General features: G+C 56.9%; 22 protein-coding genes. 11 read left to right on the top strand and 11 right to left on the bottom strand.

Annotated elements, in window-relative coordinates:
• Entirely contained in the window at window positions 1-825 is an 825-nt protein-coding gene (gene djlA / locus NNN71_RS03835; RefSeq protein WP_163448241.1) for a co-chaperone DjlA, read from the bottom strand.
• 183 nt (window positions 826-1,008) lie between these two features.
• On the opposite strand from djlA, the gene lptD reads away from it, so the two are divergent.
• From lptD to apaH, 6 genes are read left to right on the top strand one after another with little or no spacing between them, the layout of a single operon-like run.
• The gene (gene lptD, locus NNN71_RS03830; RefSeq protein WP_271457909.1) at window positions 1,009-3,369 is read left to right on the top strand and encodes an LPS assembly protein LptD; all 2,361 of its coding nucleotides are present in this window, start codon (window positions 1,009-1,011) and stop codon (window positions 3,367-3,369) included.
• A 53-nt stretch (window positions 3,370-3,422) separates the two neighbouring features.
• Window positions 3,423-4,709: a peptidylprolyl isomerase SurA gene (gene surA, locus NNN71_RS03825; RefSeq protein ID WP_163448239.1), complete on the top strand. Its 1,287-nt coding sequence runs from the start codon at window positions 3,423-3,425 to the stop codon at window positions 4,707-4,709.
• Complete coding sequence (gene pdxA / locus NNN71_RS03820) at window positions 4,709-5,698, top strand: 4-hydroxythreonine-4-phosphate dehydrogenase PdxA (protein ID WP_167576827.1); 990 nt, start codon at window positions 4,709-4,711, stop codon at window positions 5,696-5,698. Before surA ends, pdxA begins: the two co-directional genes overlap by 1 nt.
• Window positions 5,691-6,512 (top strand): 16S rRNA (adenine(1518)-N(6)/adenine(1519)-N(6))-dimethyltransferase RsmA, encoded by an 822-nt coding sequence (gene rsmA, locus NNN71_RS03815; RefSeq protein WP_064547358.1) that lies wholly within the window; start codon window positions 5,691-5,693, stop codon window positions 6,510-6,512. The genes pdxA and rsmA overlap by 8 nt, the downstream gene beginning before the upstream one ends.
• A 3-nt stretch (window positions 6,513-6,515) precedes the next feature.
• Entirely contained in the window at window positions 6,516-6,893 is a 378-nt protein-coding gene (apaG, locus tag NNN71_RS03810; RefSeq protein WP_163448237.1) for a Co2+/Mg2+ efflux protein ApaG, read from the top strand.
• A gap of 2 nt (window positions 6,894-6,895) precedes the next feature.
• Window positions 6,896-7,744, top strand: a complete 849-nt coding sequence (apaH, locus tag NNN71_RS03805) for a bis(5'-nucleosyl)-tetraphosphatase (symmetrical) ApaH (RefSeq protein ID WP_163448236.1) — start codon at window positions 6,896-6,898, stop codon at window positions 7,742-7,744.
• A gap of 87 nt (window positions 7,745-7,831) precedes the next feature.
• Here apaH and folA read toward each other — a convergent pair whose 3' ends face one another.
• From folA to NNN71_RS03780, 5 genes are all read right to left on the bottom strand, one after another.
• Window positions 7,832-8,311, bottom strand: a complete 480-nt coding sequence (gene folA / locus NNN71_RS03800; protein WP_223803325.1) for a type 3 dihydrofolate reductase — start codon at window positions 8,309-8,311, stop codon at window positions 7,832-7,834.
• 155 nt (window positions 8,312-8,466) lie between these two features.
• Entirely contained in the window at window positions 8,467-10,335 is a 1,869-nt protein-coding gene (kefC, locus tag NNN71_RS03795; RefSeq protein WP_167576833.1) for a glutathione-regulated potassium-efflux system protein KefC, read from the bottom strand.
• Window positions 10,328-10,861, bottom strand: a complete 534-nt coding sequence (gene kefF / locus NNN71_RS03790; protein ID WP_163448234.1) for a glutathione-regulated potassium-efflux system oxidoreductase KefF — start codon at window positions 10,859-10,861, stop codon at window positions 10,328-10,330. The genes kefC and kefF overlap by 8 nt, the downstream gene beginning before the upstream one ends.
• A gap of 193 nt (window positions 10,862-11,054) precedes the next feature.
• Window positions 11,055-11,294, bottom strand: a complete 240-nt coding sequence (locus NNN71_RS03785) for a YgdI/YgdR family lipoprotein (protein ID WP_163448268.1) — start codon at window positions 11,292-11,294, stop codon at window positions 11,055-11,057.
• A 102-nt stretch (window positions 11,295-11,396) separates the two neighbouring features.
• Window positions 11,397-12,284 carry an ROK family protein gene (locus NNN71_RS03780; RefSeq protein WP_271457908.1) on the bottom strand — a complete coding sequence of 296 codons (888 nt, stop codon included), beginning with the start codon at window positions 12,282-12,284 and terminating at the stop codon, window positions 11,397-11,399.
• 165 nt (window positions 12,285-12,449) lie between these two features.
• On the opposite strand from NNN71_RS03780, the gene NNN71_RS03775 reads away from it, so the two are divergent.
• Window positions 12,450-13,313: a MurR/RpiR family transcriptional regulator gene (locus tag NNN71_RS03775; protein ID WP_163448232.1), complete on the top strand. Its 864-nt coding sequence runs from the start codon at window positions 12,450-12,452 to the stop codon at window positions 13,311-13,313.
• Window positions 13,314-13,545: 232 nt separating this feature from the next.
• Here NNN71_RS03775 and NNN71_RS03770 read toward each other — a convergent pair whose 3' ends face one another.
• A complete protein-coding gene (locus NNN71_RS03770) occupies window positions 13,546-13,941 on the bottom strand; it encodes a RidA family protein (protein ID WP_163448231.1) in 396 nt (131 codons plus the stop codon).
• 24 nt (window positions 13,942-13,965) lie between these two features.
• Window positions 13,966-15,396, bottom strand: coding sequence for an N-acyl-D-amino-acid deacylase family protein (locus NNN71_RS03765; protein WP_271457918.1), 1,431 nt, complete (start codon window positions 15,394-15,396; stop codon window positions 13,966-13,968).
• Window positions 15,397-15,598: 202 nt separating this feature from the next.
• Between NNN71_RS03765 and NNN71_RS03760 the strand changes: the two genes are divergently transcribed.
• Window positions 15,599-16,819, top strand: coding sequence for an amino acid deaminase (locus NNN71_RS03760; RefSeq protein WP_271457907.1), 1,221 nt, complete (start codon window positions 15,599-15,601; stop codon window positions 16,817-16,819).
• Between the two features lie 50 nt (window positions 16,820-16,869).
• Here the strand turns inward: NNN71_RS03760 and NNN71_RS03755 are convergent, their stop codons facing one another.
• Window positions 16,870-17,955, bottom strand: a complete 1,086-nt coding sequence (locus NNN71_RS03755; protein WP_167576839.1) for a MurR/RpiR family transcriptional regulator — start codon at window positions 17,953-17,955, stop codon at window positions 16,870-16,872.
• A 264-nt stretch (window positions 17,956-18,219) separates the two neighbouring features.
• Between NNN71_RS03755 and NNN71_RS03750 the strand changes: the two genes are divergently transcribed.
• From NNN71_RS03750 to celB, 3 genes are read left to right on the top strand one after another with little or no spacing between them, the layout of a single operon-like run.
• Window positions 18,220-18,525: a PTS sugar transporter subunit IIB gene (locus NNN71_RS03750; RefSeq protein ID WP_106925318.1), complete on the top strand. Its 306-nt coding sequence runs from the start codon at window positions 18,220-18,222 to the stop codon at window positions 18,523-18,525.
• A 16-nt stretch (window positions 18,526-18,541) separates the two neighbouring features.
• Complete coding sequence (locus NNN71_RS03745) at window positions 18,542-19,846, top strand: 6-phospho-beta-glucosidase (protein ID WP_167576841.1); 1,305 nt, start codon at window positions 18,542-18,544, stop codon at window positions 19,844-19,846.
• A 49-nt stretch (window positions 19,847-19,895) separates the two neighbouring features.
• Window positions 19,896-21,245, top strand: coding sequence for a PTS cellobiose transporter subunit IIC (celB, locus tag NNN71_RS03740; RefSeq protein ID WP_271457906.1), 1,350 nt, complete (start codon window positions 19,896-19,898; stop codon window positions 21,243-21,245).
• Between the two features lie 83 nt (window positions 21,246-21,328).
• Here celB and carB read toward each other — a convergent pair whose 3' ends face one another.
• Both carB and carA read right to left on the bottom strand, forming a co-directional pair.
• Window positions 21,329-24,553, bottom strand: a complete 3,225-nt coding sequence (gene carB, locus NNN71_RS03735; protein ID WP_167576849.1) for a carbamoyl-phosphate synthase large subunit — start codon at window positions 24,551-24,553, stop codon at window positions 21,329-21,331.
• A gap of 18 nt (window positions 24,554-24,571) precedes the next feature.
• Window positions 24,572-25,720 (bottom strand): glutamine-hydrolyzing carbamoyl-phosphate synthase small subunit, encoded by a 1,149-nt coding sequence (gene carA, locus NNN71_RS03730; RefSeq protein ID WP_163448221.1) that lies wholly within the window; start codon window positions 25,718-25,720, stop codon window positions 24,572-24,574.
• Window positions 25,721-26,132: the final 412 nt, after the last annotated feature.

The raw sequence follows: 26,132 nt of genomic DNA, 5'->3' as shown, positions 1-26,132 counted from the left end.
TTACTTAAACCCTTTCTGCTCTTTAATCAGCTCGTACGCCTTCTGAATTTCCTGCGCCTTCTGCTTGGCCATCTCCATCATCTCCGGCGGCAGCCCTTTCGCCACCAGCTTATCCGGGTGATGTTCGCTCATCAGCTTACGATAGGCGCGCTTGATGGTCGTGGCATCGTCGCTCGGCTTCACGCCCAGCACGTTGCAGGCATCCTCCAGCGTCGGCCCGCGCTGCGCCTGCTGCCAGCCGCCACCCTGACCGCCCTGAGAGTGTTGATGATAGCCGCCGCCAAACTGCGCGCCGCCCTGCATCATACGCAGGAACTGATCAAACTGGTCACGGGAGATACCCAGCTCTTCGGCAATGATGTACAGCACGTCGCGCTCGTTCGGGTGCAGCGATCCGTCGGCAAACGCCGCCTGAATCTGGATTTCAAGAAACATCCGAATCAGATCGAAACGCCCAAAACACACGCTACGGAATTGACGCATCTTTTCGCGCAGCGGGTAATTATCCGACTTACCGACGCGAAACGCCTGCTGCGCCGCCGTGCGCGACTCACCGTGCAGATTCATGCGGTCCATAAACAGACTCGCAATATGAATATCCGCCTCCGTCACGCGCCCTTTCGATTTGGTCAGGTGCCCCATCACTTCAAACGTGGTCGCAAAAAACAGCGACTGACGCTGCTGTTGGTTAGCAAACCAGTTCACGCGACGGCTGCGCGCCTTATCAAACATGTGACCCACGAGCAGCCCGAGGACTACGCCCCAGAAGCCACCGCCCATCATCAGGGCAACCGCCACACCAATCACTTTTCCCCAATACTGCATATACTCCCCAAATCGTCATGCCAGCGGCTAAAATATGCATTATCATACCTGTCATTCAATGCCGTGCATAACACCTCTGGCGAGAACGGGCAGGATAAAACTAGCGTGAGAACGATGAGTACGTTAGTCTCTGACCGTTTGCATGCCGCAATGCTATAGATGACGGAACAACAAATACAACGTATGAAAAAACGTATTCCCACTCTCCTCGCGACCATGATCGCCAGCGCCTTGTACAGCCAGCAGGGAATGGCAGCCGATCTCGCCTCTCAATGTATGCTTGGCATACCGAGCTACGATCGTCCACTGGTGAGCGGCCCGACAAACGAGCAGCCTGTCACCATTACGGCCGACCACGCTGATGGCAACTACCCGGATAATGCCTCATTTAAAGGCAACATCGATATTAATCAGGGTAATAGCCGCCTGCAGGCTGATGAAGTTCAGCTGCACCAAAAGCAGGCTGAGGGTATGGCTACGCCGGTGCGCACCGTTGATGCGCTCGGCAACGTCCACTATGACGATAATCAGGTGATTCTGAAAGGGCCAAAAGCCTGGTCAAACCTGAATACCAAAGATACCAACGTCTGGAAAGGCGACTACCAGATGGTTGGCCGTCAGGGCCGCGGTACCGCCGATGTCATGAAACAGCGTGGTGAAAACCGCTATACCATTCTGGAAAATGGTACCTTTACCTCCTGTCTGCCGGGTTCTAACACCTGGAGCGTGGTCGGCAGTGAAGTGATCCATGACCGCGAGGAACAGGTCGCCGAGATCTGGAACGCTCGCTTCAAAATTGGCCCGGTGCCGGTGTTCTATAGTCCATACCTGCAATTACCGGTTGGCGACAAACGTCGTTCAGGCTTCCTGATCCCCAACGCCAAGTACGGCAGTTCTAACGGCTTCGAGTTCATGCTGCCGTACTACTGGAACATCGCGCCAAACATGGATGCGACGCTCACGCCGCACTACATGGATAAGCGCGGCGGCGTTATGTGGGAGAACGAATTCCGCTATCTGACCCAGGCCGGACAAGGCCTTTTCGAGCTGGACTATCTGCCTTCCGACAGCGTCTATTCTAACGACCACCCGAGCGACGATAACAGCCGCCGCTGGCTGTTCTACTGGCGTCATGCCGGGGTGATGGATCAGGTGTGGCGCTTCAATATCGACTACACCAAAGTCAGCGATCCGGACTACTTCAACGACTTTGACTCGAAGTACGGTTCCAGTACCGACGGCTATGCCACGCAGAAGCTGAGCGTAGGCTATGCGGTGCAGAACTTTGACGCCACTGTGTCGACCAAACAGTTCCAGGTCTTTGACCGCCAGAACAGCAACTCCTATTCTGCTGAACCACAGCTGGATGTTAACTTCTACCAGAACGACGTAGGGCCTTTTGACACCCATGTCTATGCCCAGGCGGTGAAGTTCGTCAACACCAACGGCAGCCTGCCAGAAGCGACGCGTGTTCACCTTGAGCCAACCATCAACCTGCCGCTGGGCAATCGTTGGGGTAGCCTGAACACCGAAGCCAAGCTGCTGGCAACGCACTATGACCAGACCAATATCGACGACTACAACAGCGACAGCAGCCATAATCCGCTGGCAAGCTCCGTCAGCCGCACCATGCCGCAGCTGAAAGTCGATGGTAAGATGGTATTCGAGCGCGATATGGTGCTCAGCCCGGGCTACACTCAAACGCTGGAGCCGCGTGTACAGTATCTGTATGTGCCGTACCGCGATCAGAGCAAGATCAACAACTACGACTCCACGCTGCTGCAGTCCGACTATTCCGGCCTGTTCCGCGATCGTACCTACAGTGGTCTCGACCGCATTGCCTCCGCAAACCAGATCACGACCGGCGTCACATCACGTGTTTATGATGACGCCGCCGTTGAACGTTTTAACGTTTCTGTTGGTCAAATCTACTATTTCACCGAGTCTCGCACCGGTGATGACAACATTAACTGGGAGAAAGACAACAAAACGGGTTCACTGGTATGGGCAGGCGATACTTACTGGCGCATCAGCGACAAATGGGGTCTGCGCGGCGGCATTCAGTACGATACGCGTCTGAACAACATCGCTAACAGCAGTTCGGCGATCGAATACCGCCAGGATGACGAACGTTTGGTGCAGTTGACCTATCGCTACGCCAGCCCGGAATACATCCAGGCAACGCTGCCGACCTACTCCACCGCCGAGCAGTACCGTAACGGTATCTCGCAGGTGGGCGCAACGGCCAGCTGGCCGATTGTCGATCGCTGGTCCGTCGTCGGTGCCTACTACTTTGACACCAACACACACAGTCCCGCCGATCAGATGCTGGGCGTGCAGTACAACTCCTGCTGTTACGCGATTCGCGTCGGCTACGAGCGCAAGCTCAACGGTTGGGATTACAACGGTTCAACCGGCGGGCAGTCGAAATATGACAACTCCATCGGCTTCAACATTGAGCTGCGTGGTCTGAGCTCTAACTACGGTCTGGGTACCCAGCAGATGCTGCGTTCCAACATCATGCCGTACCAGAGTTCGCTGTAAAGTAACTGGTTAGACACATCATCCGCACTGCGGTTAATTGAAATGGAAAAAGTATGAAGAACTGGAAAACGCTGCTTCTCGGTATCGCCTTAGTTGCGAATACCAGCTTCGCTGCCCCACAGGTTGTCGATAAAGTAGCAGCCGTCGTAAATAATGGCGTTGTCCTCGAGAGCGACGTCGATGGCCTGATGCAATCCGTTAAGATGAACGCTGGCCAGGCTGGCCAGCAGCTGCCGGATGATGCGACACTTCGTCACCAGATTCTGGAGCGTCTGATTATGGATCAGATTATCCTGCAGATGGGGCAGAAAATGGGCGTCAAAGTCTCCGATGAGCAGCTCGACGCGGCCATTGCCAACATCGCCAAGCAGAACAATATGACGATGGATCAGATGCGTAGCCGCCTGGCGTACGACGGGATGAACTACAACACCTATCGCAACCAGATCCGCAAAGAGATGCTGATTTCTGAAGTGCGCAACAACGAAGTGCGTCGCCGCATTACCGTTCTGCCGCAGGAAGTGGACGCGCTGGCAAACCAGATTGGTAACCAGAACGACGCCAGCACCGAGCTGAACCTCAGCCACATCCTGGTGCCGCTGCCGGAAAACCCAACCTCCGATCAGGTGAACGAAGCACAGAGCCAGGCCGAATCTATCGTTGAGCAGGCGCGTAACGGCGCAGACTTCGGCAAGCTCGCCATCACCTACTCCGCGGACCAACAGGCGCTGAAAGGCGGCCAGATGGGCTGGGGTCGTATTCAGGAACTGCCAGCCATCTTCGCTCAGGCACTGAGCACCGCGAAGAAAGGCGATATCGTCGGTCCAATCCGTTCCGGCGTGGGCTTCCACATCCTGAAAATCAACGATATGCGCGGCCAGTCTCAGAGCATCTCTGTGACCGAAACCCACGCTCGCCACATTCTGCTTAAGCCATCTCCGGTGATGACCGACGACCAGGCTCGCGCGAAGCTGGAACAGGTTGCCGCGGATATCCGCAGTGGCAAAACCACCTTTGAGAAAGCGGCTCGTGAGCTGTCTCAGGATCCAGGCTCGGCTAACCAGGGCGGTGATTTAGGTTGGGCCACCCCGGACATCTACGATCCGTCGTTCCGCGATGCGCTGATGAAGCTGAACAAGGGCCAGATTAGCGCCCCGATTCACTCTTCCTTCGGCTGGCACCTGATTCAGCTGCTGGACACCCGCAACGTTGACCGCACCGATGCGGCACAGAAAGATCGTGCCTATCGTATGCTGATGAACCGTAAGTTCTCTGAAGAAGCGGCTACCTGGATGCAGGAACAGCGCGCCAGCGCTTACGTTAAAATTCTGAGCAACTAATGACTCAACATCGTGTCGTTATCACTCCCGGCGAACCCGCCGGGATTGGTCCGGATCTCGCGATCCAACTGGCCCAGCGCGACTGGCCGCTTGAACTGGTCGTCTGCGCTGATGCCAGCCTGCTCACCGAGCGGGCGAAACTTCTTGGTCTTCCCCTCACGCTTCTCCCCTACGCTCCCGAACAGCCCGCAAAACCGCAACGCGCCGGTACGCTAACGCTGCTGCCCGTTGCGCTGCATGCGCCGGTGACGCCGGGTGAATTAAACGTGGAGAACGGTCGCTACGTCGTCGAGACGCTGGCGCGTGCCTGTGACGGCTGTCTGAACGGTGAATTTGCCGCGCTGGTCACCGGGCCTGTGCACAAAGGCATTATTAACGACGCAGGCATCCCGTTTACCGGGCATACCGAGTTCTTTGAAGAGCGTTCGGGCGCGGCGAAAGTGGTGATGATGCTGGCGACCGAAGAACTGCGCGTCGCGCTGGCGACCACGCACCTGCCGCTAAAAGCGGTCAGCGACGCCATCACGCCGGATCTGCTGCGGGAGGTTATCACCATCCTGCACGATGATTTGCGGAATAAGTTTGGTCTCGCCGAGCCACACGTACTCGTCTGCGGCCTGAACCCCCATGCGGGCGAAGGCGGCCATATGGGTACGGAAGAGATCGATACCATTATTCCGGTACTCGAAGAGATGCGGGCAAAAGGGATGAATCTGAGCGGGCCGCTGCCTGCCGACACCCTTTTTCAGCCGAAGTATCTTGACCATGCCGATGCCGTGCTGGCAATGTACCACGATCAGGGCCTTCCCGTGCTAAAATACCAGGGCTTTGGCCGTGGCGTGAATATTACGCTCGGTTTACCCTTTATTCGCACCTCCGTTGACCACGGCACCGCCCTTGAACTGGCAGGCCTTGGAAAAGCGGACGTCGGCAGTTTTATTACGGCGCTTAATCTCGCCATCAAAATGATTGTTAACTCTAATGAATAATCGAGTCCATCAGGGCCACTTAGCCCGTAAACGCTTCGGGCAAAACTTTCTCAACGATCAGTTCGTGATCGACAGCATTGTTGCGGCCATCAATCCGCAAAAAGGCCAGGCCATGGTTGAAATCGGCCCGGGCCTCGCCGCACTGACCGAACCGGTTGGCGAACGCCTTGACGAACTGACCGTGATCGAGCTTGACCGCGATCTGGCCGCGCGTCTGAAAACGCACCCGTTCCTCGGGCCGAAGCTGACTATTTATCAGCAGGATGCCATGACCATGAACTTCGGCGAGCTCTCCCAGACGCTGGGCCAGCCGCTGCGCGTGTTCGGCAACCTGCCGTATAACATCTCCACGCCGCTGATGTTCCACCTGTTTAGCTATACTAACGCCATTGCAGACATGCACTTCATGCTGCAAAAAGAGGTGGTTAACCGTCTGGTTGCCGGGCCGAACAGTAAAGCCTATGGTCGTCTGAGCGTCATGGCGCAGTATTACTGTAACGTGATCCCGGTTCTTGAAGTGCCGCCGAGCGCTTTCACACCGCCACCTAAAGTCGACTCTGCCGTCGTACGTCTCGTGCCGCACAGCACCATGCCGTACCCGGTAAAAGATGTTCGCGTCCTGAGCCGTATTACGACCGAGGCGTTCAACCAGCGTCGTAAGACGGTCCGCAACAGCCTTGGCAACCTGTTCAGCGTTGAGGTGTTGACGGAGCTGGGCATCGACCCGGCGATGCGGGCAGAAAATATCTCTGTTGCGCAGTACTGCAAGATGGCCAACTATCTGGCAGAAAATGCGCCCTCCAAGGAGAGCTAAACCATGATCGATTCGCCACGAGTTTGCGTCCAGGTACAGAGCGTCTACATTGAGACGCACTCCCAACCGGAAGAAGAGCGTTACGTCTTCGCCTACACGGTGACCATCCGCAATCTCGGGCGAAGCGCGGTTCAGCTTCTGGGCCGTTACTGGCTTATCACCAACGGTAACGGCCGAGAAACCGAAGTCCAGGGCGAGGGTGTGGTTGGCGTTCAACCGCACATCGAACCTGGCGAAGAGTATCAGTACACCAGCGGCGCCGTGCTGGAGACTCCGCTCGGCACCATGCAGGGCCACTATGATATGGTCGATGTCGACGGCGTGCCGTTCTCTATCGACATTCCCGTTTTCCGTCTCTTTGTTCCCACGCTGATTCATTAATCATGTCTACATACCTTATTGGCGACGTTCACGGTTGCTACGATGAATTAATCGCCCTTTTACAGCAGGTGGAATTTACGCCGGGCGAAGATACCCTGTGGTTGACGGGCGATTTGGTTGCGCGCGGCCCTGGCTCGCTGGACGTCCTGCGCTACGTGAAATCGCTGGGCGATAACGTCAAAATCGTATTGGGTAACCATGACCTGCACCTGCTGGCGGTGTTTGCGGGTATTAGCCGCAACAAGCCGAAAGACCGGTTGAACCCGCTGCTGGAAGCACCAGATGCAGACGAGTTGCTTAACTGGTTACGTCGTCAACCGCTGATGCAGGTGGATGAGGAGAAAAAGCTGGTGATGGCGCACGCGGGCATTACGCCGCAGTGGGATCTCGAAACGGCAAAACAATGCGCCCGCGACGTGGAAGCCGTGCTTTCAAGTGATTCCTATCCCTTCTTCCTTGATGCGATGTACGGTGATATGCCGAACAACTGGTCGCGGGATCTGAGCGGCCTCGCGCGCCTGCGTTTCATTACCAACGCCTTCACCCGTATGCGTTATTGCTTCCCGAACGGCCAGCTGGATATGTACAGCAAAGAGTCCCCCGAGAACGTGGCCGCGCCGCTCAAACCCTGGTTTATGCTGCCAGGGCCGGTGACCGAGGAGTACAGCGTAGCGTTTGGCCACTGGGCTTCGCTGGAAGGCAAAGGCACGCCGGAGAATATTTACGCGCTGGATACCGGCTGCTGCTGGGGCGGCGATCTGACCTGCCTGCGCTGGGAAGATAAAACGTATTTTGTGCAGCCGTCGAACCGTCGGCTGGCGCCGGGCGAGAGCGAGGCGGTAGCTTCGTAGCACCATGCATCCACGACAGCACGTCGTCTGATGGAATAAGCAAAAAAATGCCGGGTAGAAACCCGGCATTTTTATTTAAGCGCAGCCTTAACGGCGCTCAAGCACTTCAAAACAGTAGCTGTGGGAATTCTGCTCGTCCGCATCGTGGAACTCGCTGAACACTGACTCCCACTGGTCCGGATCGTAGTCCGGGAAATGGGTATCGCCTTCCACTTCGGCGTCGATGTGCGTCAAATACAGCTTCTGCGCTTTCGGCAGGAACTGCTCGTACACGCGACCACCGCCGATGACCATAATTTCTTCCGCGTCGCCGCAGGCGGCAACGGCTTCATCGACCGATTTAACCCACAGCACGCGGTCATCAGTGCCCGGCTGGCTGCTGATAACAATGTTCTTACGTCCCGGCAGCGGGCGACCGATGGATTCCCAGGTCAGGCGACCCATCACCACGGGTTTGTTTAAGGTGTTGCGTTTAAACCAGGCCAGATCGGCCGGCAGGTCCCACGGCATGGCGTTTTCCATACCGATGACGCGATCGACCGCTAGCGCAGCAATCAGACTGATCATTGAGTGTATCCCAGATGCGAAAAAAATTGTCGCCACTATACGGAAAGCATAATCTTTCGTCGACTGGCAGCCAGGTAAAGAATAAGAAAATTTTCAGATTTGCTGGCAAGTCCACGAAGGGAAAGTGGACAGCCAGCATTACACTTCACACATCACTAGAGCGTCGGTTTGACTTCCGGCTCATCTTCAGGGTTACCGCTGTGTTTTCCCTCTTCCGTCCCCTGCCAGCCGTGACGCTGAATCACCGACAGATGGTTACGGTCTTCGTTGATAATTTCGGTCAACATAGCGCTGGTACGTTTAAATGCCGCCGCCCGCGAGGTCGCGTCGTTCTCGGCCATCTCCACCATCTCTTCCATCAACTGAACGTTAAAGCGACGGAACAAATCGGCGCGCTCTCGCGCTTCGTACGCGCCCAGCCCGAGTGACTCCAGCGCCTGACGCCCGGACTTCAGCGCCGCCTCGAAGGTTTCACGCTCTGGCGCGCTAACGCCCGCCTGGCGCAGCTTAATATAGTGCTCGACGTCGCGGGCGCGGGCGATGATCGTCAGATTCGGGAAGTGCTCTTTCGCCAGTTCGGTCAGTTCCAGGCTGGCCTGAGGATCGTCAATGGCGTTAATCAAGACTTCCGCTTTATCCGCCCCAGCGGACTCCAGCAGGTCGGCTCGGGTGGCATCGCCGTAAAACACCTTCATGTCGAATTTACGCAGCGTATCGACATGGTCTGGATCATGATCGAGAACCACCATTTTAACCCCGCTGGAGAGCAGCAAACGACCGGCAATCTGACCAAAACGACCAAACCCAGCGATGATAACCCGCGGCTGCTCTTCGTCAATTTCATCCGCTTCGCGCGCATCGCCTGCACTGGCGCGTTTTTCCAGCCGCGTCAACAACACCAGAAGAACCGGCGTAGCCGCCATCGACAGCGCAACCGCCAGCGTCAATGCCTTCGCCCATTCAGCATCCAGCACATTCGCCATCTGGGCGGCACCAAAGACCACGAAGGCAAATTCACTGCCCTGCCCCAGCAACGCCGCAAACCACAGACGCTGCGAACGCGGCACCTGCAGCGGTTTGGCAATCAGCCACAGCAACACGGATTTGATCACCAGGAAACCAACCAGCAGCGTGATAATACGCAGCGGATGGTGGATGAGCGTACCGAAGTCAATCGACATTCCCACGCCAATAAAGAACAGCCCCAGCAGCAAGCCTTTAAACGGTTCGATATCGCTTTCCAGCGCATGGCGGTACTCGGAGCTGGCGAGTAGCACCCCGGCGAGGAACGCCCCCATCGCCATCGACAGCCCCACTTCTTCCAGCAGTAAACCGAAGCCAAAGACGAGGAACAAGGCCACGGCGCTGAACACTTCACGCAGGCCGGAGCGCGCCACAAAGCGCAGCAGCGGGCGCGTCACGTAGCGCCCAAGCACCACCACCAGCACCAGCGCGCCAGCAACCTTCAACGCCGAAAAGGCAAACGCGCCAAGGGTGGTCGACTCGCCGCTGCTTGCCAGCAGCGGGATCATCGCCACCAGCGGAATCGCGGCGATATCCTGGAACAGCAGCACCGCGAAAGCACTACGCCCAACCTGCGTCACCGTCAGGTTACGTTCGTTCATCGCCTGCATGGCAATGGCGGTAGACGACAGCGCCAACGTCATGCCGATCAGCTCAGCTACCTGCCAGCGCAGACCAAGGAAGATGCAGAACACACCGATAAGCGCCCCGCACAACACCATTTGCAGCAGGCCGCCACCAAACACCGAGGCGCGCAGTTTCCACAGCCGCTGCGGATCCAGCTCCAGGCCGATGACAAACAGCATCAGCACCACGCCAATTTCGGCAAAGTGCAAAATAGCCTCCGCATCGGTCACCAGCCTCAGTCCCCATGGGCCGATAATGCAGCCCGCAATCAGGTAACCCAGCACCGAGCCGAGCCCCAGACGTACGGCGATGGGCACAATCAGCGCCGCCGAACCGAGATAAATCAACGCCTGTATGAGCGTATGGCTATCCATGATTGTGCTCCTCCTGCCAGGCCAACAGCCGTTGTTTATAGTGGCGCGCCTGCACCTGTAGCGTCTCTTCGTCGCAGATAAACGTGCAGTGTACGGCAAACGGCGGCAGCCATTTCATGCCGCAGTAGACGGCAGTGGCTTCCAGCGGTTGGCCCAAAACCTCAAACCCCGGGTGCGAACCAATATCAAAATGGCTTTCGCCCCCTCCGGTGGTGACCGCCCACATCACGCTTTTGCCGTGCAGCGCCGTACCGCCGTGGCCATAGGCCCAGCCGTGCGCCAGCACTTTATCCAGCCACAGCTTAAGCAGCGGTGGCGTGCTGTACCACTGCATCGGATGCTGCAAAATGATCAGATCGGCACGAGACAGCGCCTCCTGTTCGGCGGCAACGTCGATATTAAAATCCGGATAGAGGTGATAGAGAGAACGGATTTCCACCCCGTCGAGCGTCCTTACCTGCTCAAGCATCCGTTTATTCGCATGCGAGTGATGCGGATAAGGATGCGCATAAACAATCAGAATCATGATTAGCCTGTCTTACTTCATTATTGTATTGCTGAGTTTAGACAGTTAATGGTGACACTTACAGGATCTGTTAACACAATCGCAAGAAATGGGGGGATGGCATTGTTGAAAGGAAAGCGGCAGAGAACCTGCCGCCATAAGCGTTATACGCTGGCCCCACACGGCATTGAAACTGCGGGGCCACGGATAACGTTTAGTTATTCAGCTCATTCATTGAGCGAACCTGGTCACGGTTAATCTGTTCAGTTTGCCCGGTTTCCGCATTTTTATATGACACCAGACCGGTATCTTCATCAACCTGAGGTTTACCGTCGGTCACGATGGTCTTGCCGTCGGTCGTCTTCAGCGCCTGGTTGGATGAACAGCCAGCAACGGTAAAGAGCGCACCCGCGGTCAGAATCGCTGCGGTCAGTCGTTTATATTTATAATGCATCATGTTTCCCTCCTGCTTTTCAGCGAATATTCATTATCACTCTAACCATTTTAGGTTAGCCGCCAGAATGCAGGAAGGAAACCAGAAAGCTCCGAAGCGGCATTATCGGCAATTTTCGCCGAATTTCTGCCTGAAACTCTCCGCTGCGCCGATCAGGTTGGCCTCGTTACGATACTGGCAGAGCAACAGCGTGGGCATAAATTCCGTGAGCTGCTTTTCTGCCACCAGTGCCCGAAGTCGAGCCTGAATACCCGCAAAGATGGCCTCATTAGCGGAGATACCCCCGCCGATCACCAGACAATCCGGGTCATAGCACACCTGCAAATTCAGCAACCCAACCGCCATCCAGTGATAAAACCGTTCAACCTCTTCGCCAGCGACAAGGTCTCTCGCTTCGGCAAGGCGAAAAACATCGGCCCCTGAGACGCTCTCTACCGGCAGCGACAGGCGTTGCGCATAGCGTCTGGCCATCGCCACTGCGGTCCCCAGCTCGCTGAAAGTTTGTCCGTTATCCAGCGTCATCAGACCAAACTCTCCGGCATAGCGATGGCTGCCGCGGCGCAGGATCTTATCTTCCACAATCGCGCCGCCAACGCCGGAGCCGACAATGATAAACAGCACATGACGATAGTCTTTCCCCGCTCCCATCGCCGCTTCGGCAATGCCCGCCGCATTGGCATCGTTTTCAATACTGACCGGTAGCCCGAACAGCGCCGTCAGCTCTTCAACGATGGGGAAGCGATGGATATACGGAATCGCGCTCAGCCCGCCAATCTCACCGCGCTCCGGGTCAACGTTGCCGGGCGCGCTGACCGCCACGCCCTTAATGGCATAACGCTGGCGATAGTCGTGGAAAATCACCAACAGCTGCGCCTTCATTTTATCCCAGCTGTCCGGCGTTTTGACCGACGCGGTTTCTACCAGCGAATCCTGCTCCCATACGCCGTATTTAATCGACGTGCCGCCCCAATCAAACAATAAAATAGCCATACATATCCCATAGTTAACTAATAATCGCGGAAAGAAACCGGGTTATTATGCCGGGGGCAGAAAGGCCGAAACTTGCGCCTGCTCGCAACAATGAACCCCACGGATACCCGCGACGTAGGATTTCTATGGTACAAAGTACCGGCTATTCATTTTCAGGGGCTTACCATGTCCGTTTCCATTGATATCATTTCCTGCATTACCGACCGTTTTGTTGAGCTGACCGCCACCGAGAAGCGCATTGCACAGTTCATTCTCGACGACGTTCAGGCCGCAACCACTCTGCCGATCGCCGAAATGGCGCGGCAGACCGAAACCAGCCAGGCATCGATCACCCGCTTTGCCCGAGCCATTGGTTGCAAGGATGTGCGCGAGCTAAAGGTGAAGCTGGCGCAGTCGCTGGCGGTTGGGCAGCGTTTTATCCTCGACGTACCGGATCTGGAAGGGGTGCAAGGGATCTACGAAACGATCATCAACGTGCTGGAGATTAACCGCCGGGCGCTGGAGCCCGCGACGCTAAACAGTGCCGTCGAGTGGCTGAGCGGAGCGCGGCAGATCCTCGCTATCGGCATGGGCGGCGGCTCCACCATTTGCGCACAGGAAGTGCAGTTTCGCTTGTTTCGACTGGGGTTACCGGTGGTGAGTCAAAGCGACGGGCTACTGGTGCGGATGATGTGTTCCTCAGTCGCGCCCAATGATGTGGTACTGGCGCTATCCCTCGGCGGCTACACGCAGGAAGTGGTGGAAAGCGCGGCGATCGCCCGTCAATACGGGGCCAAAGTCATTGCCATTACGCCCGAGGGGACACCGCTGGCCAGCAATGCCGATGTGGTGCTGCCGCTAATCGTGCGGGAAAACGACTATATCTTTAAGCCCAGTACTTCGCGCTATGCGATGCTGGCAATGGTCGACGTGCTGGCGACCGAGCTGGCGATGGTGGATAAGACGCAAACCAAGAACCGGCTGCGACGAATTAAGCTGGCGCTGGATAGCCATCGGGGCGGGGTTGATCGGCAGCCGCTGGGGGATTAGTGCGGTTTTTCCCCTCACCCTAACCCTCTCCCCTAAGGGGAGAGGGGACCGAATGTGCGGTTTGGGGCTTCGCCGCTCAAAATGGGCACGCTTTTCTCCTTCTCCCTTCCGAAGGGGAGAGGGGACCGAATGTACGGTTTGGCGCTTCGACGCTCAAAATGGGCACGCTTTTCTCCCTCTCCCTTCCAGGGAGAGGGCCGGGGTGAGGGTAAAACTCGTACCACCCCGCAAATTACTTCACCCGCTCCGCGTTGTAACAGGTCAAATCCACCTCAACCTTACAGTCCACCACCAGATCCGCCACGCAGCACACCCGGGCTGGCGGGTGGTCGGCAAAAAATTCGCGGAACACCTTGTTGAACGACTGGAAGTAACGCGCATCGGTAAGATAAACCTTCACGTGCACCACGTCAGCCAGCGTATATCCCGCCTCCTGCATAATGTCCACGCAGTTCTGAATCGCCAGACGCGACTGCTCGACGATACCGCCTTCCACCACTTCGCCATCCTTCATCGGCGTTTGCCCGGAGACGTACAGCCAGCCGCCCGCTTCCACCGCTTTTGCAAACGGCAGATGCTGCCCGCCGGTGCCGGTACTGCCGCCCACGCCATAACGTTTAATGCTCATTGTTGCTCCTTTATTTTTGGCGGCCTATCGGCGTAAGAATCGCCCGGCACGCCCGATAACGTTGTTATTCTGACCAAAGCTCATCACGCCGTTGACCATCACCGCCTCAATGCCAGCGGCCGGGCGCTGTGGGTCGCTGAAGCTCGCCACATCGCGGATAGTGTCCGGGTTAAACAGCACCAGATCGGCAAAGTAGCCACACTTCACCAGCCCGCGTTCGGCAAGCTGGAAACACGCCGCGGACATACCGGTCATTTTGTGGACAGCCGTGGTTAGCGGAAAGAGTTTTTCGTCGCGGCTGTAGTGGCCCAGCACGCGTGGGAAAGCGCCCCAAAGACGCGGATGCGGCATCGGATCGTTCGGCAGGCCGTCTGAACCGACCATCGTCAGCGGGTAGCGCAACACGCGACGCACGTCCTGCTCATCCATGTTGTAGTAAATCGCCCCGGCAGGCATCAGCTTCTGGCCCGCTTCTTCCAGGGTCAGCGACCAGCTTTCGGCAATCTGTTTTAACGACTGCCCCGCCATTTCCGGGTGCGGCGTGGACCAGGTGATAACGATGTCGAAATCCGCCGTGATCTGTTTCATGTCCAGCGTCGACGAACTGGCGGAGTACGGATAACAGTCGCAGGAGACATCCTGCTGCTGACGCACCGCATCGAACAGTTTCAGCGTCTCCACCGTCCGCCCCCAGTTGTTGGCGCCCGCACATTTATGATGCGAAACCACCACCGGCACCTTACCGTGGCGACCGACGCGAAACGCCTCGTCGAGCGCCTCGAGAATCGGCTCAAACTCCGAGCGCAGGTGAGTGGTATAAATACCGTTGCCTGCCGCCAGCTCTTCAGCCAAGGCCATCACTTCTTCGGTTGTTGACTGGAATGCCGACGCGTAAGCCAGACCGGTGCTCAGCCCAAGGGCTCCCTGTGCCAGCGCCAGACGCAGTTGCGCGCGCATGGCCTGAATTTCATCGTCGTTCGCCGGGCGGAACAGGTTGTCCATATAATTATTACGCAGCGCGGTATGGCCAATCAGCGTGCCGACGTTCACCGCCGGGCGTGCCTCGGTTACCGCCCGTGCATAATCGTCGACCGTCGGGTAGATAAAGTGCGCCGCTTCGCCGAGCAGATTCATTGGATCCGGCACCTCACCTTTGATGCTGGCCGAGGCCGCGCTGATCCCGCAGTTGCCGACAATCACCGTAGTCACGCCCTGGCTGATTTTGGGCAGGTACTCCGGCATGCGAATCACGTTGATATCATCGTGGGTGTGTACGTCGATAAACCCAGGCGCGAGCACACGCCCATGGCCGTCAATGTCGTGCAGCGCCTCACCGTGAATGGCAGGCGCGATTTCCGCAATACGGTCACCCTTTACCGCCACGTCGGCGCGATACTGCGGGCCACCGCTACCATCAATCACCGTGACATTCCTGAACAGATAATCAAACTGCATCGCTTCTTTACTCCCGTCGTTTTCTGACTCAAATTTGACCATTTACAAGCACAGAAAACAGTGAAAGACTACGCAAAACCAACATGGAATTATGATACTTTAATTCATTAAATATTATAATTTATATAAATAATCATTATTTACAATAAGTTAAATACAAACAAAACGATGATACAAAATCCGATTACGAAGGAATAATGTTATGAAATACCAGAATAATACCCTCGTCCCCCACAAATCCGCCCCGCTATTCACCCCAGCGAATCTCCTTAACGAAGACGTCTGCCTGCCTGCCGCCGTCATCAAAAAAGCGGCATTAGAAAACAATATTCACTGGATGCAACGCTATGCCGACACGCGCGGCGTGTCGCTGGCGCCGCACGGAAAAACCTCCATGACGCCGTGGATTTTTCAGCAACAGCAGCAGGCGGGAGCCTGGGCAATTGGCGTCGGTAGCGCATGGCAGGCCAGCGTCGCGATGGCGAGCGGAATTCGCCGCGTGCTGATGGTCAATCAGTTGGTCGGCAAAGCCAATATGCAGTTAATTGCCGAACTGCAAAGCGCATACCCGGAAGTTGAGTACTTCTGCTGTGTCGATAGCCTCGATAACGCACGCGCCCTCTCCGCCTTTTTCGCCGCGAAAAACCAAACCCTGAATATTCTGCTGGAGCTGGGCGTGCCTGGCGGACGCTGCGGCTGCCGCACTGCTGAACAAGCGCTGACGCTCGCCGGGGAGATTTCGTCGCTTCCGGCGATTCGTCTGCGTGGGCTGGAGCTGTATGAAGGCGTGCTGCACGGCGACAACCCACAGCCGAAGGTTGAAGCACTGCTGCGCGATGCCGCGGCGCTTGCCTGCCAGCTTGAACGCCATGTCGACGGGGAATTTATCCTCACTGGCGCCGGGTCGGTCTGGTATGACGTGGTGTGCAACGTGTGGCTGTCTGTCGCTAAACCGGCGAACTGCCGGGTCGTGATTCGCCCAGGCTGCTACATCACGCACGATGCCGGCATCTACCAACAAGCGCAGAATGACATTCTGGCGCGCGACCAGACCGCCTGCGATCTCGGCGGCGATCTGGCTTCCGCGCTGGAACTGGTGGCCATGGTGCAATCGGTGCCGGAAAGCGATCGGGCGATCGTCAATTTCGGCAAACGCGATAGCGCGTTTGACGCAGGATTACCGCAGCCTATCGCCCACTATCGCAACGGTAAGGCACTCCCGCTGGCAGCGCACAGTATCGAAGCTACCGGCATTATGGATCAGCACGCGATGCTGAAGCTTGCGCCGGGAGCGGATGTGAAAGTGGGAGACATTCTGGTCTTTGCCACTTCACACCCTTGCCTGACGTTCGATAAGTGGAAAGCGTTGCTGCTGGTTGATGAGGACTACAACGTGCTGGAAACGCTGGAAACGGGGTTCTGAACCCGGAGCATGCCCGGACGAGGCGTGTAAACGCCAACGCCGGGGTGACCCTATTGGGCCATTGCATCGCAAAGCAAATCCATCACCAACAGCGCTCCGTAACGCGGATCGTTGAGCGGTAGCGTCACGTTTTGTGGGTGACTCAGTGCGCTTTCCTGCTGTCCGATGATGACGATCTCCGCCCCTGCCCAGCGTGCCTGATGCACGGCCGCCGCTAACGCGTTACCCGCCGGACTACCGGCAAACACCACCAGCACCTGCCCCGCCCCCAGCATTGAGGCGGTAATGCCCATCAGCGCCGGATCCTGGCAGACGTTGGCTGGATAACCTAGCGTAAGCAACCGATACTGCAGCAGGCTGGCAAATGGGCTGTCGGCGGTGCTGGCGCTAAAGATATGCACCGCACGGGCCTGTTTTAGCAGACCCGCGGCACGTTCAACCTCTGTGGACGAAAGTTCGCTGAGCTGGGCATTCAACGAATGCTGGATTTGGCTAAGCCTTTCGCGCCACGGCCCCGGCAGATCGCCCGCCGCCACCGGCGCGCTGGCCTGCGCCAGCTTCATGCGCAGATCGCGAATGTCGTCACAGCCCGCCGCACGGGCAAAACGGGTGATGGTCGCCGGGCTGACGCCCGCCGCCGTTGCCAACTGGTCAATGGTGGCCGAGGCGGCAAAGGCGACATCGCTGAGGATAGTCTGCGCCACGCGCGATTCCTGCTGGCTGAAATCCTGCAACCGCTGACGGATCAGGCTGAGGATATCCTCATTGCTGTCGCGGCCAATCGAGTGAGAAAAACGGTCCAGCACATCGCTACCGACGCCCGCATTTTTCGCCAACTGTTGCAGAGTATGCGGATCCATCCATGCCGCATCGCCCAGCATGGGGGCAGCCGTTTTATTCAAGCGGCTCTCCTGCTGCTGATGGCGCACCTGACCAATAAAATCATTAATATCCGCACAGCCAATGCTGCGCGAAAAGTGTTGCAGCGTCGCCGGGCTGACGCCAGCCTTTGCCGCCAGCTCTTCAATCGTCGCCTCGGGGATCTGGGCAAAATTATCGAGGAAAAAGCGCGCCAGCCGGGATTCCTGCGCAGGCAGTCCGGATAACCCATGCACCAGCTGATAAACAATATCCATAACCAGAGAGTCCTCATGTGCGGCTCATTAAAAACATCATAATTTATTGAAATTATTTTTCAATTCATTCAGCCGAAGGGCGACACGTTATGCGATTAACCGGCGGCAAAGATTCATTTATCTTATCGCGATCACATTTTTATCCCTCTGACATGCCGTAAAGCAATATTTTAACGCCGATCACACTCATGAAAATAATTTTCATACATGCTACGTAAAACCGCTAATGTGTGAAATATGTTTTCAAACGAGGGAAATATTGTCATGAAAAAGATCATGTTGTGCTGCGCCGCCGGAATGTCCACCAGCATGCTGGTGCAGAAGATGCGTGCCGAAGCGGAAAAACGCGCGCTGGCGGTGGAGATCAACGCCTATCCGGTTGCCGAGATAGAAAGCATGCTACCGCAGGCGGATGTGGTGCTGCTGGGCCCGCAGGTGCAGTTCGAACTCTCTCGCCTGCGCGAACTGTCTGCGCCGCTGGGTAAACCGGTTGAAGTGATCGACATGATGGACTACGGCACCATGCGCGGCGATCGCGTACTCGATAAAGCGATCCAACTGATGGCCTGAGGCCCAGGAGAAAGCGATGAAAATTACCGTGATTGGCGGGGGCAGCAGCTACACCCCGGAACTGGTTGAAGGATTAATTGCGCGTCATGCTTCCCTGCCAATGGCGGAACTGGCGCTGGTTGATGTCGAAGCGGGCCGCGAAAAAGTTGAAATTATCGCGGCGCTCTCTCGTCGCATGCTCGATCGCAACGGGCTGGAGGCGGTAAAAGTCTCGGTTCACTTCGATGCGGACGACGCCATCAGAGGCTCAAGTTTTGTGCTCACCCAGCTGCGCGTAGGCCAGCTACCGGCCCGCGCTGCCGATGAGCGTCTGGGCCTGAGCCATAAACTGTTGGGCCAGGAAACCACTGGCGTTGGCGGCTTCGCCAAGGCGCTGCGCACCATTCCGGTGATGCTGGATATCGCCAGACGCGTCGAACGTCTGGCGCCTGACGCATGGATCATCAACTTCACCAACCCCGCCGGTATCGTTACTGAAGCGGTGTCGCGCCACAGCAAGGCAAAGATCATTGGTCTGTGCAACGTGCCGGTGACCATGCACCACATGATTGCCGATATGCTCAAGCTGCCTTACGGCGACGTTTCGCTGCGCTTTGCCGGCCTGAATCATATGGTGTGGGTACATCAGGTGCTGGCGGCGGGCCGCGATGCGACCGACGAGGTTATCGAGATGCTGTGCGACGGCGAGCAGCTGTCGATGAACAATATCAAGGCCATTCCGTGGCCACCGGAGCTACTGCGCGCGCTGCGCGCCATTCCTTGCCCGTATCACCGCTATTTCTGGCAGACCCGCACCATGCTGGAAGACGAACTGGCGGATGCCGACAGCAAAGGCACTCGCGCCGAGCAGGTGATGAAGGTCGAAGCGTCGCTGTTCAAGCTGTATGCCGACCCGAATCTGGACAAGAAACCAGAAGAGCTGAGCCAGCGCGGCGGTTCGTTCTACTCCGAAGTGGCGGTGCAGTTGATTAACGCGCTGCACAACAATCTTGGCATTGAGATGGTGGTGAATACCGCCAATAACGGTGCCATTCAAGGACTGCCGGACGACGCGGTGATAGAGACCAACTGCCTGATTGATGCGCTGGGCGCGCATCCGCTGGCCTTTGGCAAACTGCCGCCGCTGATGAACGGTCTGACCCAGCAGGTCAAGGATTTTGAGCGTCTGACCATCGATGCCGCCGTGCACGGTGACAAGCAAAAAGCGCTGCTGGCGTTGGTTGCCAACCCGCTGGTCGCCGATGTGAATCTGGCGTCGGCGCTGGTCGATGAAGTGCTCACCATCAATAAAGCGTGGCTGCCGCAGTTCAGCCAACAATAAATACAACAATAGCCCGGTCGGCAACGTCTGCGCCGGGCAGGGGGTGTCTGTGAATAAGTCGATAATAGATAAATACGTTTTACCGACCGCGCTCAAAATCGCCGGACAAAAACATGTGCTTTCGGTGCGTGACGGGATCATCCTGAACATGCCGTTTATGTTGATAGGCTCGTTCTTCCTGATCTTCGCCTATCTGCCGGTGCCGGGCTACGGTACGCTGATGACCGAGCTCTTCGGCCCAACGTGGCAGGAAAAGGTGCTCTATCCGGTGAAAGCGACCTACGACATCATGGCGCTGATCTCCAGCTTCGGTATCGCCTACCGTCTGGCGGAGAAGTACCGCACCCTCGACCCGCTGACCGCCGGGGCTGTCTCCCTGGTGGCCTTCGTGATGACCATTCCACAGCACATCATGTTTACCCCGGCGGGTAGCGACGTGGCGCAGCTGGTCAAAGGCGTCATGCCTATGGGGCAGATTGGCAGTCAGGGGCTGTTCGTGGCAATTCTGATTGCCCTGCTCTCCACCGAAATCTACCGCTTCGTTAACGACCGCAACCTGGTCATCCGCATGCCGGAAGGCGTACCGCCGGCGGTGGCAAAATCGTTCCTCGCGCTGGTCCCGGGTTTCTGCGTGCTGGCAGTGGTGCTGGCGCTGCGTCTGCTGGTTGAAGCGACGCCGTTTGGCGATATCAATACCATGATCACCGAGCTGGTCGGTATTCCGATGAGCCACGTCGGCGGCTCGCTGCCGGGGATGATTATTTCAGTGCTGCTGATTGGCATTCTGTGGATGCTGGGTCTGCACGGCGACACCATCGTACTGGTGTTTATCCGCCCGGTCTGGCTGAGCAATATGTCCGAAAACCTGGAAGCGTTCCAGAACGGCCTGCCGATTCCCCACATTATCACCCAGCAGTTCTACGACCTGTGGATTGCGCCGGGCGGTACCGGGGCGCTGTTAGGGCTGGTTATCTTTATGATCTTACGCAGCCGCAGCGTGCAGATGAAACAGCTGGGTAAAATTGCCGCGCCGGGCAGCCTGTTTAACATCAGCGAACCGATGGTGTTTGGCATTCCGATCGTGATGAACCCGTATCTGGTGGTGCCGTTTATCCTTACGCCAGTGGTGCTGGTGATTGTCTCCTACGTGGCGATGACCACCGGTTTAGTCGCCAAACCGGCGGGCATTGCGCTGCCGTTCACCACGCCGATTGTGGTCAGTGGCTACCTGGCGACCGGCGGGCATATTTCCGGCTCGGTGCTGCAAATCGTCAACCTCGGGATTTCGCTGGTGATGTATTACCCGTTCTTCCGCATCTGGGATAATTTGAAATATCGCGAGGAGCAGGCCAGCAAGTCGCAGCAGGCGGTCGCAACGTCCCCCATAGCCGAACAATAAATGTAGCCCGGCCAAGCGAAGCGCCGCCGGGCTACAAAAGCAAAAACGCCGGGCAGATGCCCGGCGTTTTTTGTTGCTCGCACTTATTTTTTAATCTGTGCGTGCATTTCCTGTACAGAGGTCACTTTCTCTTTGGCATCTGCATTCAGCGCCATCGCCGTAGCGAAACCGCCGTTCAGGGTGGTGTCGTAGTGCACTTTGTACTGCAGCGCGCTGCGGCGAATCAGCTTAGAGTCTTCAATCGCCTGACGACCTGCGGTGGTGTTGATGATGTAGGTGTATTCGCCATTCTTGATGCGGTCCTGAATGTGCGGACGACCTTCATGCACCTTGTTCACCAGACGCGGGTTGATACCGGCTTCGCCCAGCACAATCGCGGTACCGTGGGTGGCATCCAGCTCGAAGCCTTGTTTCAGCAGCTTAGCGGCCAGGTCCACCACGCGCTCTTTGTCGCCTTCGCGAACGGAGAGCAGCGCACGGCCCTGTTTCTTCATCGTGGAATTACTGCCCAGCTGCGCCTTGGCGAACGCTTCCGCGAAGGTACGGCCCACGCCCATCACTTCCCCGGTAGAGCGCATTTCTGGCCCTAACAGCGGGTCAACGCCCGGGAATTTGTTGAACGGCAGCACCACTTCTTTCACCGAGTAGTACGGCGGGATAATTTCTTTGGTCACGCCCTGCTCGGTCAGCGATTTGCCGGCCATCACGCGCGCCGCCACTTTCGCCAACGGTACGCCGGTGGCTTTGGAGACGAACGGTACGGTACGCGCCGCACGTGGGTTGACTTCAATCAGGTAGACTTCGTTGTCTTTCACCGCAAACTGCACGTTCATCAGGCCGCGTACCTGCAACTCGAAGGCCAGCTTCTGCACCTGCTGGCGCATCACATCCTGAATTTCCTGGCTCAGCGTGTAGGCTGGCAGAGAACAGGCGGAGTCGCCGGAGTGTACGCCCGCCTGCTCGATGTGCTCCATGATGCCGCCAATCAGCACCATTTCGCCGTCGCAGATGGCGTCAACGTCAACTTCGATAGCGTCGTCGAGGAAGCGGTCAAGCAGCACCGGCGCATCGTTAGACACGCTGACCGCAGTCTGGAAGTAGCGACGCAGGTCGGCTTCGTCGTAGACGATTTCCATCGCGCGGCCGCCCAGTACGTAGGATGGGCGCACCACCAGCGGGTAACCAATCTCTTTCGCCTTCTCAACCGCTTGTTCAATGGCGGTGACGGTGGCGTTCGCCGGCTGCTTCAGCTTCAGACGGTCAACCGCGTGCTGGAAGCGTTCGCGGTCTTCCGCGCGGTCGATGGCGTCCGGGCTGGTGCCGATAACCGGTACGCCTGCGGCTTCCAGTTCACGCGCCAGCTTCAGCGGGGTCTGGCCGCCGTACTGCACGATAACGCCCTTCGGCTTCTCGATGCGCACGATTTCCAGCACGTCTTCCAGGGTGACCGGCTCGAAGTACAGACGGTCGGAAGTGTCGTAGTCGGTGGAGACGGTTTCCGGGTTACAGTTGACCATGATGGTCTCGTAACCGTCTTCGCGCAGCGCCAGCGAGGCGTGGACGCAGCAGTAGTCAAATTCAATACCCTGACCGATACGGTTCGGGCCGCCGCCGAGGACCATGATTTTATCGCGGTCAACGGACGGGTTAGATTCGCACTCTTCTTCATAGGTGGAGTACATGTAGGCGGTATCGGTGGCGAATTCCGCCGCGCAGGTATCCACGCGCTTGTAGACCGGGTGCAGGTTGTACTGGTCGCGCAGCTTGCGGATTTCCGCTTCGCGCACGCCCGCCAGCTTCGCCAGACGCGCATCGGCGAAACCTTTGCGCTTCAGGTGACGCAGGAAATCAGCGTCGAGGCCGTTGATGCCCACTTCCGCCACTTTCTCTTCCAGACGCACCAGCTCTTCAATCTGCACCAGGAACCAGCGGTCGATGTTGGTCAGGTTGAACACGCCGTCGACGGAGAGGCCTGCGCGGAAGGCATCGGCGATGTACCAGATACGATCTGCGCCCGCGTCTTTCAGCTCGCGGCGGATTTTGGTCAGCGCTTCCGGGTCGTCGAGGCTCACTTTCGGGTCGAAACCGGTGGCGCCCACTTCCAGGCCGCGCAGCGCTTTTTGCAGGGATTCCTGCTGCGTGCGGCCAATCGCCATCACTTCACCGACGGATTTCATCTGGGTGGTCAGACGGTCGTTAGCGCCAGCGAATTTCTCGAAGTTGAAGCGTGGAATCTTGGTGACAACGTAGTCGATAGACGGCTCGAAGGAGGCCGGCGTACGGCCGCCGGTGATGTCGTTCATCAGTTCGTCGAGGGTGTAACCCACCGCCAGTTTCGCTGCCACTTTGGCAATCGGGAAGCCGGTAGCTTTCGAGGCCAGCGCCGAGGAGCGGGAGACGCGCGGGTTCATTTCGATAACGATCAGACGGCCGTCTTTCGGGTTCACCGAGAACTGGACGTTAGAACCGCCGGTTTCAACGCCGATTTCACGCAGTACCGCCATCGAGGCGTTACGCATGATTTGGTATTCTTTGTCGGTCAGGGTCTGCGCCGGGGCCACTGTGATGGAGTCACCGGTGTGGATACCCATCGCATCGAAGTTTTCGATAGAGCAGACGATGATGCAGTTGTCGTTTTTATCACGCACCACTTCCATCTCGTACTCTTTCCAGCCGATCAGCGACTCATCAATCAGCAGCTCGTTGGTTGGCGAGAGATCCAGACCGCGTTCGCAGATTTCTTCGAACTCTTCGCGGTTGTAAGCGATACCGCCGCCGGTGCCGCCCATGGTAAAGCTAGGCCGGATGATGCACGGGAAGCCGACGTCAGCGGCAACCGCCAGCGCTTCTTCCATGGTGTGCGCGATACCGGAGCGCGCGGTGTCGAGGCCGATTTTCTTCATTGCCACATCGAAGCGACGACGGTCTTCTGCTTTATCAATCGCATCGGCGGTGGCGCCAATCATGGTTACGCCGAACTCTTCCAGCACGCCCTGACGCTCCAGCTCCAGCGCACAGTTCAGCGCGGTCTGGCCGCCCATGGTCGGCAGCACCGCATCCGGGCGCTCTTTTTCGATGATTTTGCGTACCACTTCCCAGTTAATCGGCTCGATGTAGGTCGCATCGGCCATTTCCGGGTCGGTCATGATGGTGGCCGGGTTAGAGTTCACCAGAATGACGCGGTAGCCCTCTTCGCGCAGCGCTTTACACGCCTGGGCACCGGAGTAGTCAAACTCACACGCCTGACCGATAACAATCGGGCCCGCGCCCAGAATCAGGATACTTTTTATGTCTGTACGTTTTGGCATGGCTCTTATTACTCCTGATTATTTCGCGGACTGACGGTATTGCTCAATAAGCTCGATAAAGTGGTCGAACAGCGGCGCCGCATCATGCGGGCCTGGGCTCGCCTCCGGGTGACCCTGGAAGCTGAACGCCGGTTTATCGGTACGGTGAATCCCTTGCAGGGTACCGTCGAACAGGGATTTGTGGGTCACGCGCAGGTTGGCTGGCAGCGAGTCTTCATCAACTGCAAAGCCGTGGTTCTGCGCGGTGATCATCACCACATTCTTATCCATGTCTTTCACCGGGTGGTTACCACCGTGGTGACCAAATTTCATCTTGATGGTCTTCGCACCGCTCGCCAGCGCCAGCAGCTGATGGCCGAGGCAGATGCCAAATACCGGAATGTCGGTCTGGAGGAATTTCTCAATCGCGTCGATGGCGTAGTCGCACGGTGCCGGGTCGCCAGGGCCGTTAGACAGGAACACGCCGTCCGGATTCATCGCCAGCACTTCTTCAGCGGAGGTTTTCGCCGGTACCACGGTCAGGCGGCAGCCGCGATCAACCAGCATGCGCAGGATGTTGCGCTTGGCGCCAAAATCGTAGGCCACCACGTGGAACGGCAGCTCTTCTGCGGACTTGGCTTCCGGCAGGTCACCCGCCAGCGTCCAGCTACCCTGCGTCCAGCTGTAGGATTCAGCCGTGGTCACTTCTTTTGCCAGGTCCATCCCATTTAAGCCCGGGAACGCTTTGGCCTTTTCTAAGGCCAGCGTAGCATCCAGATTATCGCCTGCGATGATGCAGCCGTTCTGAGCGCCCTTCTCGCGCAGCAGTCGTGTCAGCTTACGGGTATCGATATCGGCAATCGCCACGATGTTATGGCGTTTCAGGTAAGAAGAGAGGTCTTCGGTATTGCGATAGTTGCTGGCAATCAGCGGCAGGTCGCGAATAACCAGACCCTGAGCGTGAACCTGAGAGGACTCTTCATCGGCGGCATTGGTGCCGACATTACCAATATGGGGATAAGTAAGAGTGACGATTTGGCGAGAATAGGAAGGATCAGTGAGGATTTCTTGATAACCGGTCATTGAAGTATTGAAAACGACTTCCCCAACCGCCGAACCTGTTGCCCCTATGGCCCGACCGTAAAACTGGGTTCCGTCTTCCAGAACCAATAGCGCTGACTTAATCAAAACACCCTCCAGAGAATATTTACTCGCTTTATTTGCATATTAATTCATAACAATGGCACAAATCAATGCAAATCTGCTTACCGATGAATTTCTGGCAAACGGCGGCATTCTAGTGACAGCCTCGGCAAAAGTCTACCTCAAAGGGCAATTTTTATTATTATTTTGCGCCACTGGCGAATCAAGCCACCTCCAGGCATCAAAAAGATCAACTAACTCATGGGAGAAAACGCTTGCGGAGCAGAAAGACTGTAAAATGATGAGAGGACGCCTTAAAAAGTAGACCAGATGGTCAAAATTTACATTTAACCAACACTTTTAAGGTAGATATCTTATAAAAACAAGCATCCTAATACAAAAGAAACAAAAATAAGATAAAATAAAGGGCAATAAAATATTGCCCTGTGTAATCAAG

This window comes from Kluyvera sp. Awk 3, assembly GCF_028069715.1.
Lineage (GTDB): Bacteria > Pseudomonadota > Gammaproteobacteria > Enterobacterales > Enterobacteriaceae > Kluyvera > Kluyvera georgiana_A.
This window is presented reverse-complemented; position numbering and strand designations above follow the sequence as displayed.